This is a genomic window from Corallococcus exiguus (genome assembly GCF_009909105.1).
Lineage (GTDB): Bacteria > Myxococcota > Myxococcia > Myxococcales > Myxococcaceae > Corallococcus > Corallococcus exiguus.
The window spans coordinates 221,956-235,045 of record NZ_JAAAPK010000011.1; the positions used below are offsets into that span (position 1 = coordinate 221,956).

Sequence of the window (13,090 nt, forward strand, 5' to 3'; positions counted from 1 at the left end):
CGACATCCCGGGCGAGGCGGAAGTCATCAGACTCCCGCGAGACGTCACGACGGCTCCTCCGGCAGTCCGTCCCGCTGCAACTCCAGCAGGTACAAACGCAGGTATGCCTGGGCGCGGCTGACGCGCTTGTACGAGTTCACCACGCTGATGTTCAAACGACGTGCGCATTCCTCGTGATCCTCCACGTCCTCGTGGTGATAGAGCTCCCATGCGGAAGCCTCCTTTGGATGCTCCTGCTGGAGCCTGGCGTAGGCGGCCCAATACAGCTCCTGCGCCTCGGCGCGCTCTTCGCGACGCCGTGCGCCCTCCACCGCCCGGGCCACCTCGGACGGGGTCTCTTCCATGACGTCGTCGGGCGACACCGGCGCGGGCGCCAGCTCCTCCCGGTGCCGCCGGTAGAAGTCGATGGCAACGTGCTTGACGATGCGCAGGAAGAACGTCTTGGGAGACGCGCTCCTGCCCGGCATCTGCTCGGACACGCCCCGGAACTGATCCAGGCCCCGGTCGAGGAACTTCCCCACCGCGTCCTGGAAGAGCTCGTCGGCGTCCGCCGGCGAACCGCGTCCGTAGCTGCCCTGAATCCGGCCAATGACGTAACGGGCCGGGCGCGCCCACCGCGCGCACAAGGCCCCCAATGGAGTCCCGATGGCCTCGCCTGTGGCGCGCCGCCGGGTCACCTCCGCGAACAATTCCTCATCCGTGAGCTGCTCGTACACCGGAAGACCCTGGAGGCTGTCCCGGGAGGTCCTCGTCCCGAGAGGTTGGGTTACGGGGATGTGGCGCGGCAAATTAACACGTTGCATCCGCGAACAGCCTCCGACTGGTTACCAGAACGCCCGACTCCGGCCCTCCGCGTTTCCTGACACGCTTTTTTCAAAAGCCCGCGGATGACGCGGCGGGTCGCCTCCATAGAGGCCCGGGCAGACTCCTAAGGTCCCGGAAGGAGGCCCGAAAATGGCGCCGTCAGGATTCCGGCCAGGGGGGCGTCCAGGGGCGCATCGCTTTCGAGCGCCCGGCCGAAGAGGCCCTACACGCCGTGGTTCGACTCCACCCCTCCGCTCGCAAGGCGGGGGGACCGCCGGCGGTCCGGCACTGAATTCGTAATTCAGCTTTCCGGCTTCCTCACTCGGGCGCTCACTTTTTCCCTCCTCACTCCAGGCAGCCCTTCCGGGCATGCCTCCGTCCCGAAAGGGGGATGACCGCCATGACCGCTCGCACCCAGACGACCCTTCCGGAGACGCAGCGAGGACCGGCCGAGCGCCTGCTCGACGTGGTGCTCGGTGGCTCCGCCCATCTGTGGCACCACCGCCCTGGCCTGGATGTGAACGGCACCTGGGTGGCCGTCGCCGGTGCGGACGCGAAGGCCCTGTCGCGCGGCCGCAAGGCGGCGCCCGGCCTGTTCGTGCCCGCCGCGGTGAAGCTGTACGGCCAGCTGCTGGAGCTCTACCGCCTCAACCCGACGCTGATGGCGCACTTCGCGTCGTACGCGCTGACGCAGACGGACTGGCGCGACCTGAAGGTGGCCACCTGCGCGCTGATGCTGGTGCAGGAGCACGCGGGCCAGCCCGTGCGCGACGGCCAGGGCACCATCGCCTTCCACGACGACGACTACCGCTCCATCGGCGAGGCCATGGTGCTGCACTACGTGCGCCGCTCCACGCGGATGCTCACGCCCAAGGCCGTGCTGCGCGTGGCGGAGCTGTTGGAGACGCCGGAGATCGCGCGCCTCAACCGCGCCGCGGGCTTCGGTGATCCGGCGTCTCGCAAGCCGCCCCTGGGCCGCTGGAAGCGCGTGGCCCAGAAGTGGCTGGCCGCGCGTGAGGCGAACCTGCCCATGCTCCAGGGCCTGGTGAAGGCGGGCTACAAGGAGACGCTGAAGAAGCTGGCGCGCAAGGCGGGCTACAAGCCCCAGTCGCAGGGCTTCTTCGAGGTGCTCGGCTGGAAGCAGAAGCAGGCGGACGGCGGCCACCGGCAGGTGGGGCTGCACGGGCTCACGCTGGTGAAGCGCGAGCGCTTCGACGGCCTCTCCGAGGCGGAGATCTGCGAGTGGATTGAACTGGAGCGCCTCTCCTACAAGGAGGTCGTGGGCCGGCTGCCGAAGGACGTGGGCCTCACGCCCGCCATCCTGGCCACGCTGCTGCCGTCGTTGTCGGACCGCGACCTGCGGCTGATGACGCCCACGCTGGAGGACCTGGGCCTGTTGCAGGAGCCGTCCGTGAAGGCGCGCTGGGAGCGGGCGGTGGCGAACGCCACGGATCAGCGCTCGCTGAACATCGCGAAGAACGTCCGCGGTGAGGACGTGCGTCGCAAGCTGGAGGAGGCGAGCGACAACGCGGTGAAGAAGGCGGTGGCGGAGGCGACGGCGGAGACGGACGTGCGGGTGATGTTCCTCATCGACAAGTCGGGGTCCATGGAGGGCGCCATCGAGCAGTCCAAGGAGGCGCTGTCGCGCATCCTCGCGGGCTTCCCGCTGAACAAGCTGCACGTGGCGGCGTTCGACACCATGGGCACGGTGCTGCAGCCCAAGGCGGCGAACCGCACGGCGGTGCAGCACATGCTGTCCGGGCTGAAGGCGTCCGGCGGCACGGTGCACGCGGCCGGTGTCCACGCGCTGCACCGCTCCGGGGTGCGCATCCCGGCGGAGGCGAAGCTGGTGGTGATGGTGGTGGGTGACGAAGCGGGCGAGGCAGGCGACCAGTTCGCCCGGGCCTTCCACGCGTGTGGCTACAGCGTGGCGGCCATGGCGCTGCTGGTGAGCGTGGCGGGAGCGCGCGGCAACACGGTGCGCTCGGGGGCGAAGCAACTGGGCGTGCCGTTCAGTGAGGTGAGCGTGGGGCAGTTCGCGGACCCCTACCAGGTGCCGCGCGTGCTCCAGGCGCTGATGGACGCTCCGCGCGAGGCGGGGGCCAGCCAGTCCGGCTGGGTGGACCGGGTGATGAGCACTCCGCTGTTGAAGGTGGCGTGAAGAAGGAGACAGGGGCGTGGACTACCGGAAGCTGCTCGGGAAGGTGGAGTCGGCGGTGCTGCCGTATTTCGGCGGCGGGACCGTGGACGCGCCTTCACGCCGCCTGCGCGTCACCCAGCCCGTCGCTCCGGGCTGGTGGCGTTTCGAAGTGAAGGGCCGCGAGGCCACCGCGCGAAAGCCGGCGTCTCCCGAAGGGATGGAGGCGCTGCCGCGCGTGCGGGGCCACGTCTGGGGGACGCGGCTGGTGCGCGAGGGCGCGGTGGCGGAACCGCTGGCGTTGATGCCGGAGGAGGAGCCGCCGCGCCTGTCGCCGGTGACGGCGCGCCGCTGGCATGACGGCACGCTGCTCTTCGAGGGCGTGGAGTTCGAAGGCGAGGCGGAGGAGACGGCGCGCCGAGCGCTGGAGGAGGACCGTGCGCTGGGGGACACGCGAGGCGTGAGTGCCTCGCTGCGCGCGGCGTTCGGATTCGCGGTGCTGGAGGCGGTGTCGCGAGGCACGGGCATCCCGTTCGCGCCCGTGGAGGCCCGTGCGCGGGTGCTCGACGTGGCGCGCGAGGGACGCGCGGAGGCGGAGCGTTGCCTGCGCCGGCTGGCCGAGGAGCGTGCGCGCTTCGTCCGGAGGCAGGCAGAGCTGGAGGCCCGGCGCGAAGCAGAGGCCCGTGCGCGGATGCATGAAACCGGCATGCCGGAGGTCTGGCGGGACGCGGAAGGACGCGAGCTCGGGCGGGCGTTGTCAGGGCGTGAGCGCGAACGCTGGGAGACCCTTCACGGAGAGGGAGCTCAGCCCGGCACGGCGCGGGACGCGAACGGCCGCGGGGCGACGCCGTCGGCTTACGAGCGTGAGTCGTGGGAAACACGCCGGGATGCCTCCGCGCGCGCTTCCGGCCGGACGCCAGGCGCGAGGGACGGACGAAACTTCACGCGCCAGGACCGCTGGCGCGCGGAGTCGGACGTCGGCGCGTGGGTGGAGCGCGCGCTGGACAAGGCCGGCGCGCGGCTGCTGGACCACCGCCGGCTGGGGGATGGCCTGCTCGAAGTCGTCTACACGTTCATGGGCGAGCGCTTCGTCACGGTGGTGGAAGCCGCGACGCTGCGCGTGCGCGACGCGGGCGTGTGCCTGGCGGGCGCGGACAACCGGGTCACGCTGGAGAGCCTGCCGTCGGTGCTCAAGGAAGCCATCGACACGGACGCGCTGGTCATCACCCGGCACGTCTGAAACCCGCGTGTCCGACCGGGCCCGTTCCCCACGTCGGTACGGGACATTCGGGAGGAAGAACTTCATGTCGACGACGCGCGAGGTGTGTCTGCTCATCGGACCGGAGGACCAGGTGTTGTGGGGTGATTCCTTCGACGACCCCATGGCGCTGCCGGACTCCCGCCCCCGGTGGGAAGCCATCTGGAGCCTGAGGGACACGCTGGTGGAGATCACCCACAGCCACCCGGAGGGCCCGCTGGCCTTCTCCCAGGAGGACGAAACGACCATGGCCGCGCTCCAGGCGGCGCTGGGCCGGCCGCTGCGCTTCTCCGTGGTGGCCCCCGACGGCATGGTGGTCCGCATCGGCGGCGAGGACGTGCTGGTGCGCGACGAGCCCGCGTGGGCCGCGCCGCTGCGCATCGCCTCGGGGCTGCTGTATGGCCGGCCCCGTCCCGGTCCCACCATCCTCCAGGAAGACGGCCTGCTCCTGGAGCGAGCCCACCGCAAACCGTGAGCCGCTTCTTCAGCCCGGCAGCAGGATGATGCGGGCAATCTCCGGCGGCGCTGCGACGCGCATGGGCGGCCCCACGAAGCCGCACCCGCGGCTGACGTAGAGGTGCGAGCCGCCCTGCTGGCTCAGGCCCGCGTTCTGCTCGCCCCAGATGAGATGGCCCAGCACGTTGCCAGGGAACATCTGTCCGCCGTGCGTGTGCCCTGAAATCTGGAGCCCCACGCCACGCTGGGCCACCACCTCGAAGTTGGAGGGCTGGTGCGCCAGCAGCACCGACGCGCGGTCCGGCCTGAGGCCCTTCAGCGCGGCGTCCAGGTCATACCCGGCCTCACCGAACCGGCTCGCGCTCCAGTCGTCCACGCCGATGAGGTCGAAGGACGCGCCCGCGTCACCAATGGACACGGCGCGATTGCGCAGCACGGTGATGCCCAGCCCCCGGACGAACTCCGTCCACGCCTCCACGCCGGAGTAGTAGTCGTGGTTGCCGGTGACGAAGTACGCGCCGTGCCGGGCCTTGAGCGCGCCGAAGCCGCCCACGTATCGCCCCAACTCAGGCACCGTGCCGTCCACCAGGTCACCCGTCACCGCGATGAGGTCCGGCTTGAGCGCGTTGGCGCGAGCCACCAGATCGTCCACGAAGCGGCGCTGCAACACCCCGCCAATGTGGATGTCGGTGAGCTGCACCAGCGTGAAGCCCTCCAGCGCCTTGGGCAGCCCGGGCAGCCGCACCGGGATGTCGCGCACGTCTGGCGGATGGTACGCGCGCCAGGTGCCATAGGTGCTCACCGCCGCGCCCGCCACGGTGGCACCCGCCGCGAGCCCCCGAGCGAGGAAGGCCCGGCGCTCGGGCGACGGCTCCGGAAGCTTGCGCACCTTGGTGAGCACGCCCCGCACCACGTCCAGCCCCAGGGTGAACATGAGCAGGTAGAGCACCAGCCCCATCCACACCAGCAGGACGATGCCCGTCCACCACGCCGCTTCGGAGGAGAGCTTCGCCCCCACCATCCGGGCGCCCAGCGAGCCCACGAGCCCTCCGGCGAAGAGCACCAGCCCCGCGCGGCGCAGGGCCCTGCTCGCCGTCACGTCTCGCACCAGACGGCGGTACAGGTAGACGTGCGCCAGCGCGAGCAGCGTGGTGACCGGCACGAGGAACAGCGCCATCCGGAGCGAATGAGACATGAGGGGCCGTGTCTACCCGCGCAGGAGCTTGTCCACGAGCGCCACGTACTGCTGCTTCGCGGCGTCCTTCGCCAGCCCCTTGCGGCCTGCCCACGCGTCGTACTTCGCGCGCCCCTTGATATCGAGCATGCCGGGGCGCTTGCCCTGCGCGTCCCCTTCCGTGCCCTGCTTGTAGAGCGAGTACAGCTCCAGCAGCGTGTCGTTCGAAGGAGCCTTGGACAGCGTCTTCACCCGGCTCTGTGCGGCGCTGAAGTCATCATCGAGGGCCATGCGCGGTCTCCGGCAAGCGTGTGCCGGAGACCTTAACAGCCGGCCTCACATCGTCGGCAGCCAAAGGTGGCGGATGTCCTCGGGCAGTTGGGCGCTCACGTCCTCCGCCTCGCCTTCGCTGATTTGATGACGGACGGCGTCCATCACCGCGCGCACCACGGGCTCCACGGCGTCCGGATTCAAGGCCAGGTCCTCGCCCACCAGCTTCAGCAGCTCGTCGCGGCCGAACTTCGAAGGGCGGGGGTCTGCGTCGTGGCGCTCGCAGCGGTGCAGCATCTCCGTCAGCCTGCGCGGCAGCTGTGCTTCAAGGTCGAGGGACTCCTCCGCCTGGATGCGTTGCTCCAGGCCGCAGAGCACGGAGACGGCTGCCTGCTGGGCGACGCTCGGGGACATGCCGCCCCGGTCGCAGAGGTGGTCGATGAAGCGGGCATACGTCTGACTGGCCCGCATCGCACTGCGCCGCGCACGCCGCTCCTCGATGGACAGCTCGCGCCGCTCCTCCGCATGCTCCTCATCCTGGGGTGCGCCGGAGCGGCGCTGCGGATCACGGTCTTCAGCCATGGGGGTCCTCCCTGTCGGTCCCGGTGGGTAACAGGGTGCCCATGCCAGCCCCGGAGGGCACGTCATCGCGGACTGCTGCACTGTCCGCCGGCTGCCTGACTGCTAGGCGGCCACGCGCCGGACGTAGGTGTCCCAGAGGGCGCCGAAGAAGAAGCCGCCGAAGCGGGCCAGGGCCTCCGCACGCTGCACGCTGTCCCGGGCGTTGAGCACGCGCAGGGTGGTGAGCTGGCGCGCGAACTCCTCCGCGGACAGCCGCAGGAAGCCCCGGCCCATGCACGGTGCCTCCGGGCCATCCCCGCGGTGCAGGGACACGAACAACGTCGTGGTGTCCTTCCACAGGTCCAGGCCCGGGTCGTCGTAGAGGTCCTTGTAGCCCTCCAGGTAGTACGCCTCGCCGGCCTCACTGAGCAGGTGCAGCAGGTACTCCATCCGTTGGCCGCCCGGCCGAGCGTGCTCGCGGGTCATCAGGCGCAGCTCGCCGCGCGTCACCACCAGCGGGCGGGACGACAGCACCGGCGCCGTCACCGTGCCCATCAACTTCAAGGGGTGGCGCTCGTCGCGCAGCGTCGCGTTCAGGTCCTCGGCCGTCACGGTGAGCACGAAGCGCAGGGGCGTGGCGTCGTCGCGCTCCGGGTCGCCAGCCTCCAGGTGCGGGGCCTTCACGTCACCGGACAGGAACCCGTGCATCGTCTCCGTGAAGCGGACACCCACGGGCCCGGGGGCCTGGGGCGCCGAGGCCTCCGGCAGCGGGGCGTAGTCGATGGTCCACCCGTGGCGCCGGGCCATCAGGGCGCAGGCGCGCTCGGCGACGGCGGAGATGGTGAGCAGCGGGTTGATGCCCAGCGAGCGAGGCACCACGGAGCCGTCGGACACGTACAGCCCCTCGTGCACCGCGTGGCCGGAGGCACCGGAGAAGATGCGCCCCTCGTGGTCCACCACGCCGTCCTCCGCCCGTTCGGCCATGACACAGCCGCCCAGCGGGTGCGTGCACAGGAGTTCCTTGCCGAAGGCCTCGGACCAGAGCGGGTAGCGCACGAAGGTGCCGCCCAGCGCGGCGGTGGCCCGGCGTAGGCGCTCCTCGATGCGGGTGAGCTGCGGGTCGCGGCCGGCGTCCGGCCAGTGCAGGCGCACGCGGTCGTGCTCCAGCCGCAGCTCGCCCTTGCCCTCGTCGTGCGACATCACCATCAGCGTCTGCGTGTGCTCCACCGCGCCGTGGTCAGGCCCGCGCACGAAGCTGTCCGCCTGGCGCAGCCGCTCCTGGACCCAGTCCAGGATGCCTTCGTCGGTGTCCTCGCCCACCAGCGCCGCGGCCCCCGCGAGCGCCGCGGGCATCAGCGACGCGAGCGCGCCGGGGATGACGCCCTCCTCGATGATCATCCCCTCGTCCAGTCGCGCGGTGTCGCGCTGGTCGATGACGCCCGCGATGCAGGGCCCCACCGGGTCGCGCGTCTCATGGTTCTGCTCGCCGTGGCCCACGCCGTGGACGCGCATGTCCAGGTTGTAGCCGAAGGCCAGCACGTCGCCGTTGCTGCTGAAGCGGTGGCCCAGCTTCGAGGACACAGGAAGGCCGAGCTCGCGCGAGCGCAGCAGGATTTCCGCCGTACCCATGGTGCCGGCCGCCAGGACGACGCGGTCCGCGGTGAGCCAGGCATCGGGCGCGTCGAAGCGCTCGCGGCCCGTGTTGAGGGGGCGGTAGTAGACGCGCCACTTCCCACCGTCCGGCACCACCGCGCGCACCGACACCTCGGTGAAGATGCGGGCCCCGTGCGCGTGCGCGTCCGGCAGATAGTTCATCAGCACGGTGTTCTTCGCGCCGGTGTTGCAGCCCGTGGCGCAGTCACCGCACAGCGAGCACCCCGGCTGCCGCACGCCCGCGGCGTTGACGCCCGCCTCGAACGTCACCGCCACCGGAGGCCGCGTCAGCCGTCCGCCCAGCTTCTCCGCGGAGATGCCGAACGTCTTGAGCTTCTGCAGCGGCGGGTGGTCCTCCGGGTACGGCAGGGGCCGCAGCATCAACTCCGCGTGCGCGAAGCCGTCCTCCAGCAGGCCGTGCACGTCGGCGCGCAGGGCCTGGGGCCAGCGAGGGTCCTCGAACACGCGAGGGTCGGGCCGCATCGTCACGCCCGCGTTGATGAGCGACGTGCCGCCCAGGCCGCAGCCGTCGATGACGGACACGTCACCGTTGCGGTGGACCTCGATGAGGCCAGTGGGGCTGCCTACGTCCAGGTCGCCCTGGCCCGGGGCGCAGTGGAGCTGGAACTCGGCCACCGCCTGCGCGGGCGTGCGAGGCATCTCCCCCGGGTGCATCTCCCGGCCGCGCTCCAGCACGCACACCTGTTGCCCCGCGCGCGACAGCCGGCTGGCGGTGATGCCTCCGCCGTAGCCCGACCCCACGACGACCACGGGGTAGTGTGATGCCAGCTCACTCCACGGGGATGACAGCCTGCGCATGCTCACCTCTGGCGGCCTGACGGGCCGCCTTTTCCAGATGCCGCCTTTTATTCCCCACCGCTGACGTCAGGGACGGCGGGCCGCATGCTGCGCGGTTCAACGGCGCGGATCCACTCCGCGTCCGTCCCGGGCCCCTGACCTCCCGCCCGGAGAGCGGGCGGACAACCGGGCAGGTCGCTTCTGCCGGTCAGACGCCAAGGGCGCGCATCCTTGAGAGGAAATCCGCCGGAGCCCCCGCCCGCCCGACAGCCTCAAAACCTGTCCGACTGTCGGACCAGTTCGTCAGGCACGCCGCCGGCAGGGAGGCTCGAAACGGTTCTCGCCTTCTCAACCGGTGGACAGACGTCCGGTCCGAAGGCCTAGAAGAAGCGGCGCACCACCCAGGCGCCCAGGCTGAGCAGCACGGAGATGAGGAACATGGAGGCCAGCGGCGCGTAGACGCGTGTGTTGCCGCTCTCCACGCGGATGTCCCCGGGCAGCCGGCCGAACCAGGAGAAGGCGCCGGCCCACACCAGCAGGCCCACGACGGCGAGCCCCAGGCCCGCCACCACCAGCATCAACCCCTCGGATTTCATCCGGGACTCCCCTCCTCCAGCTCCGCGGCCTCGCCGCCCGCGCGGCGGAAGGCGTTCACCAGCCGGTGCGCGTGGCGCGTCGTCTCCGGCTCGCGGTAGCGGGGGCTGGCCTTCAACACCCACTCCACGGCGGTGTCCAGGTCCATGCGGTGGCCGGGAGAGACGAACACGGGGCTGACGCCCGTGCGGGTGCGGACCGCCATGCCCACCACCTCTCCCTTGTGGGTGATGGGGGACGTGGCGCCCCGCCGCTCCGCGAGCTTCCCGGGCGTGCCCACCAACAGCGACTTGGCGCAGCCGATGGAGGGGATGTCGAACAGCAGTCCTCCGTGGCAGGCGATGCCCAGCCGTCGCGGGTGCGCGGTGCCCTGTCCGTCGAAGACGAGCACGTCCGGGCGGACGGTGAGCCGTTCCCAGACGGCGGCCAGCACCGGCAGCTCGCGGAAGGACAGCAGGCCGGGGACGTAGGGGAACGTCAGCGGCGCCGTGGCCACGGCGCGGGCCACCGGCTGGAGCGTCTCCGCGTCGAGCACCACCATGCCGCCATAGCCCGTGTCGTTGCCCTTCTCCGTGGAGATGTCCGCGCCCGCCAGGCGGGTGATGCGCAGGCCCGGAGGCGGTTCGAGGATGAGCTGCTCACGCAGGCGCTTCTGCAGCGCCACGGCCTCCGTGGGCGTGACGTTCCAGGGGTGCGGTGCTCGCGGTGACTCCATGCGTCTCCTCCCGTGAGCCCAACACTGTGCATCCCCTGGCCGGAAGGTGACGGCCGCTCCACTCCCCCACGTCCAGGAGGCGACGGAGGCCGGAGCATGGCTGCTCGCGCGGCCGGGTTGTCAGGATGCATCTGGGGGCGCCGTCCCGGGCCAGGGTTCCCTTCCCTGGAGGCACGCGACCATGGCGACGCTCAACATCACCTATGACGGACATTCGGCGGACGTGCCGGTGGAGCTGGAGCGGCATATCAGCGACGCCGACGTGCGCCGCATCGCGGTGGAGCTGGTGCGCTCGGGCGGAGTGCCGGGCCTGCACCGCTTCCAGCTGGGGGCCGAAGCCTTCCAGCACTACGTCGTGGACCGCTTCCGGGGCGCGCACGGCGAGGAGCGCATCTACCTGCGCCCGAAGGTGCCCTTCGGGGCGTGCTGAGGACGGCCACCATGCGCATCGTCTTCTGTGGCGTGGGGGCCATCGGGTCCACAGCGGCGCTGCTGTGCCGCAACCTGGACGCGACGCGGGTGTTCATCGACTTCGACCGCGTGGAGTCGAAGAACCTGCTGTCGCAGGCCTACGTGAAGCCGTCCGTTGGAAAGAACAAGGCGGAGGCGCTGAAGCTCCAGCTGCACAACCTGCACGGCGTGAAGGCGGAGTCCTTCGGCGTGCGCCTCACGCGCGACAACGTGGAGGCGCTGTGCAAGGGCGCGGACCTGCTGGTGGACGCCTTCGACAACCAGGACAGCCGCCAGTTGCTCAGCGACCACGCCCGGAAGACGGGCACGCCGCTGGTGCACGGCGCGGTGTCCGCGGACGGCACGTTCGGACTGGTGCGCTGGGATGAACGCTTCACGCCCGATACCGAGGACACGCAAGGCCAGGCAACCTGCGAGGGCGGCGAGCACCTGCCCCTGCTGGGCCTGCTGGCCGCGACGCTCGCGCGGGCCGTGCAGGACTTCCTCAAGCACGGCGTGAAGCGGGACGCGTTCGTGAACCTGAACGCCGTCACCCCGGTCGCGGGTCAGGGCTGAGCCGCCGCGGTCAGCCCGCCCGCGCCAGGGCCTCGCGCTCCTCATCGAAGCGCACGAGCGCCTGGACGATGTCCTCCTTCGAGTCCGTGAGGAGCAGGTGGCGCGCGTACTCGTGCCCCTGGGCCAGGTGCTCCAACAGCGGGTACACGGGCCGCGTCTGGGTCCAGAACTCGCGGCCCAGGAACAGCATGGGGCTGATGACGCCCACGGTGTTGTAGTGGTTCTGGCAGGCGTCCTGGAAGATCTCCTGCACGGTGCCCGCGCTGCCGGGTGAGTAGACGACGCCACCCCGGGCGATGGTGAGCAGGCCCTCCTCGCGCACGCTGTTGGCGAAGTACTTCGCGATGCGCGTGGCGAAGGGATTGGGCGGCTCGTGGCCGTAGAGCCAGGTGGGGATGCCCAGGCTGTCGCCCATCGCTGCCGCATCGAGCATGGGCCACATGGCGCGCACCTCGAAGGCGCGCGCGAGCCAGTCCCGGTCCTTGTAGGACGGGGCCCGCGCCAGCACCGCGAGCGCCGCGTCCAGGTCTTCATCTGGCCGCGCGGCGAACCACGCGCCCAGGTGCGTGGCCTCCATGGCGCCCGGGCCGCCGCCGCTCACCAGGAAGAAGCCCAGGCGCGCCAGCGAACGGGCCAGCTCCGCCACGGAGCGGTAGGCCTCCTGGCCGCGCAGCATGGAGTGGCCCCCCATGATGGCCACCACCCGGCGGGGCTTGCCCTGATCCATCAGCGCATCCTCCAGCGCGTCGCTGATGGCGTGGTCGTGTAGCCGCTGCGCCAGGGTCTCCAGGATGGAGGGAGGGTGCGCCCCACCGCGCGAGTTCCAGTGCGCGTAGATGCGCGCATCCAGCGTGTCCGCGTAGGTGTCCGGTCGGGTCGGGTCGAAGCCCGCGTACAGCTCCTCCGGCGTGTAGAGGCTGCCCCGGTACGGGCAATAGGGCAGCCCGGTGAACGGCGGGAAGACCATGGCGCCCCGCGCGAGGACCTGTTGCAGGGTCGCGGGCTCCAGGAGACAGCCCAGGAAGACGGTGCCGGTGAGGTCCGCCTTCAGCAGCGCGTCGCTCCACGCGCGAAGGTCCAGCCCCTGGAGGATGACGTTGGCGAGGCCGCGGCCTTCGCGAAGGTGCTGCTCGAAGGCAGCCAGGGTCTCGAGTTCCGTCATGGGTGTCTCCGCGAGGTGCGTGTCAGGGACGGCATTATCGCCCCGTCATTCCTCCCCAGAAAGGAGGGATGCCCATTGCAGATCCGAAACACGCTGGACCCGAAGCGCCCCGCCACGAAGGTGACCTCTCTGGAGAACCTGGAGCTGGCCACCGCATCCTTCCGTGGCAGTGCGCCCGGGACCTGACGCTCGCACCCGCCCCCCGGTGACCCGGGAGGCGTGACGAGGGCCGGGTTCCCGAAGGGGGACCCGGCCCTTGTCGTGTCGGGGTCCCGCCCTCGAAGGTTTCCCCAGACATCGGGATGTAGCTCAGCCTGGTTGAGAGCGTGCGCCTCGGGCGCGCAAGGTCGCTGGTTCGAATCCAGTCATCCCGACTTCAAACACAATCAAAGACACACCCCGCCGGGGTAGCCCAACTTGGTAGAGGCGCCGCGCTCAGAACGCGGAGGTTGCGGGTTCGAATCCCGCCTTCGGCACACCTT

Annotated in this window: 13 protein-coding genes and 2 tRNA genes; 7 read left to right on the forward strand and 8 right to left on the reverse strand. The window is 70.8% G+C overall.

Going from position 1 to position 13,090, the window contains the following annotated elements; all coding sequences use genetic code 11:
* Positions 1-44: 44 nt before the first annotated feature.
* The gene (locus GTZ93_RS33725) at positions 45-716 is read right to left on the reverse strand and encodes an RNA polymerase sigma factor (protein WP_120577543.1); all 672 of its coding nucleotides are present in this window, start codon (positions 714-716) and stop codon (positions 45-47) included.
* Between the two features lie 488 nt (positions 717-1,204).
* Between GTZ93_RS33725 and GTZ93_RS33730 the strand changes: the two genes are divergently transcribed.
* The 3 genes from GTZ93_RS33730 (at position 1,205) to GTZ93_RS33740 (ending at position 4,674) form a co-directional block, all read left to right on the forward strand.
* Entirely contained in the window at positions 1,205-2,965 is a 1,761-nt protein-coding gene (locus GTZ93_RS33730; protein ID WP_139919142.1) for a VWA domain-containing protein, read from the forward strand.
* A 16-nt stretch (positions 2,966-2,981) separates the two neighbouring features.
* Entirely contained in the window at positions 2,982-4,181 is a 1,200-nt protein-coding gene (locus tag GTZ93_RS43055) for a hypothetical protein (RefSeq protein ID WP_257979228.1), read from the forward strand.
* A 64-nt stretch (positions 4,182-4,245) separates the two neighbouring features.
* Positions 4,246-4,674: a Mov34/MPN/PAD-1 family protein gene (locus tag GTZ93_RS33740; protein ID WP_014394351.1), complete on the forward strand. Its 429-nt coding sequence runs from the start codon at positions 4,246-4,248 to the stop codon at positions 4,672-4,674.
* A gap of 9 nt (positions 4,675-4,683) precedes the next feature.
* On the opposite strand, the gene GTZ93_RS33745 is transcribed toward GTZ93_RS33740, so the two are convergent.
* The 6 genes from GTZ93_RS33745 to nfi form a co-directional block, all read right to left on the reverse strand.
* Positions 4,684-5,850, reverse strand: a complete 1,167-nt coding sequence (locus GTZ93_RS33745) for a metallophosphoesterase (protein WP_139919141.1) — start codon at positions 5,848-5,850, stop codon at positions 4,684-4,686.
* A 12-nt stretch (positions 5,851-5,862) separates the two neighbouring features.
* Positions 5,863-6,120 (reverse strand): acyl-CoA-binding protein, encoded by a 258-nt coding sequence (locus tag GTZ93_RS33750; RefSeq protein ID WP_139919140.1) that lies wholly within the window; start codon positions 6,118-6,120, stop codon positions 5,863-5,865.
* A 45-nt stretch (positions 6,121-6,165) separates the two neighbouring features.
* Positions 6,166-6,681 carry a DUF2267 domain-containing protein gene (locus tag GTZ93_RS33755; protein WP_120595906.1) on the reverse strand — a complete coding sequence of 172 codons (516 nt, stop codon included), beginning with the start codon at positions 6,679-6,681 and terminating at the stop codon, positions 6,166-6,168.
* A gap of 102 nt (positions 6,682-6,783) precedes the next feature.
* Positions 6,784-9,132, reverse strand: coding sequence for a GMC family oxidoreductase N-terminal domain-containing protein (locus GTZ93_RS33760; RefSeq protein ID WP_139919139.1), 2,349 nt, complete (start codon positions 9,130-9,132; stop codon positions 6,784-6,786).
* A 359-nt stretch (positions 9,133-9,491) separates the two neighbouring features.
* The gene (locus GTZ93_RS33765; protein ID WP_120577548.1) at positions 9,492-9,707 is read right to left on the reverse strand and encodes a DUF2905 domain-containing protein; all 216 of its coding nucleotides are present in this window, start codon (positions 9,705-9,707) and stop codon (positions 9,492-9,494) included.
* Positions 9,704-10,420: a deoxyribonuclease V gene (gene nfi, locus GTZ93_RS33770; protein WP_139919138.1), complete on the reverse strand. Its 717-nt coding sequence runs from the start codon at positions 10,418-10,420 to the stop codon at positions 9,704-9,706. The genes GTZ93_RS33765 and nfi overlap by 4 nt, the downstream gene beginning before the upstream one ends.
* 181 nt (positions 10,421-10,601) lie before the next feature.
* On the opposite strand from nfi, the gene GTZ93_RS33775 reads away from it, so the two are divergent.
* Complete coding sequence (locus GTZ93_RS33775; protein ID WP_120577550.1) at positions 10,602-10,850, forward strand: hypothetical protein; 249 nt, start codon at positions 10,602-10,604, stop codon at positions 10,848-10,850.
* An 11-nt stretch (positions 10,851-10,861) separates the two neighbouring features.
* Entirely contained in the window at positions 10,862-11,446 is a 585-nt protein-coding gene (locus tag GTZ93_RS33780) for a HesA/MoeB/ThiF family protein (protein ID WP_139919137.1), read from the forward strand.
* Positions 11,447-11,456: 10 nt separating this feature from the next.
* Here GTZ93_RS33780 and GTZ93_RS33785 read toward each other — a convergent pair whose 3' ends face one another.
* Complete coding sequence (locus GTZ93_RS33785) at positions 11,457-12,608, reverse strand: LOG family protein (protein WP_139919136.1); 1,152 nt, start codon at positions 12,606-12,608, stop codon at positions 11,457-11,459.
* A gap of 298 nt (positions 12,609-12,906) precedes the next feature.
* Between GTZ93_RS33785 and GTZ93_RS33790 the strand changes: the two genes are divergently transcribed.
* Together GTZ93_RS33790 and GTZ93_RS33795 are read left to right on the forward strand one after the other, a co-directional pair.
* Positions 12,907-12,982: transfer RNA gene (locus GTZ93_RS33790), tRNA-Pro, on the forward strand.
* 27 nt (positions 12,983-13,009) lie between these two features.
* Positions 13,010-13,084, forward strand: a tRNA-Leu gene (locus GTZ93_RS33795).
* Positions 13,085-13,090: the final 6 nt, after the last annotated feature.

What these genes read in the sequence shown, in the direction of transcription:
- GTZ93_RS33780 (WP_139919137.1), top strand. Translation starts at nt 10,862, where the DNA reads ATGCGCATCGTCTTCTGTGGCGTGGGGGCCATCGGGTCCACAGCGGCG.
- GTZ93_RS33730 (WP_139919142.1), top strand. Translation starts at nt 1,205, where the DNA reads ATGACCGCTCGCACCCAGACGACCCTTCCGGAGACGCAGCGAGGACCG.
- GTZ93_RS33755 (WP_120595906.1), bottom strand. Translation starts at nt 6,681, where the DNA reads ATGGCTGAAGACCGTGATCCGCAGCGCCGCTCCGGCGCACCCCAGGAT.
- GTZ93_RS33775 (WP_120577550.1), top strand. Translation starts at nt 10,602, where the DNA reads ATGGCGACGCTCAACATCACCTATGACGGACATTCGGCGGACGTGCCG.
- GTZ93_RS33760 (WP_139919139.1), bottom strand. Translation starts at nt 9,132, where the DNA reads ATGCGCAGGCTGTCATCCCCGTGGAGTGAGCTGGCATCACACTACCCC.
- GTZ93_RS33765 (WP_120577548.1), bottom strand. Translation starts at nt 9,707, where the DNA reads ATGAAATCCGAGGGGTTGATGCTGGTGGTGGCGGGCCTGGGGCTCGCC.
- nfi (WP_139919138.1), bottom strand. Translation starts at nt 10,420, where the DNA reads ATGGAGTCACCGCGAGCACCGCACCCCTGGAACGTCACGCCCACGGAG.
- GTZ93_RS33785 (WP_139919136.1), bottom strand. Translation starts at nt 12,608, where the DNA reads ATGACGGAACTCGAGACCCTGGCTGCCTTCGAGCAGCACCTTCGCGAA.
- GTZ93_RS33740 (WP_014394351.1), top strand. Translation starts at nt 4,246, where the DNA reads ATGTCGACGACGCGCGAGGTGTGTCTGCTCATCGGACCGGAGGACCAG.
- GTZ93_RS33745 (WP_139919141.1), bottom strand. Translation starts at nt 5,850, where the DNA reads ATGTCTCATTCGCTCCGGATGGCGCTGTTCCTCGTGCCGGTCACCACG.
- GTZ93_RS33750 (WP_139919140.1), bottom strand. Translation starts at nt 6,120, where the DNA reads ATGGCCCTCGATGATGACTTCAGCGCCGCACAGAGCCGGGTGAAGACG.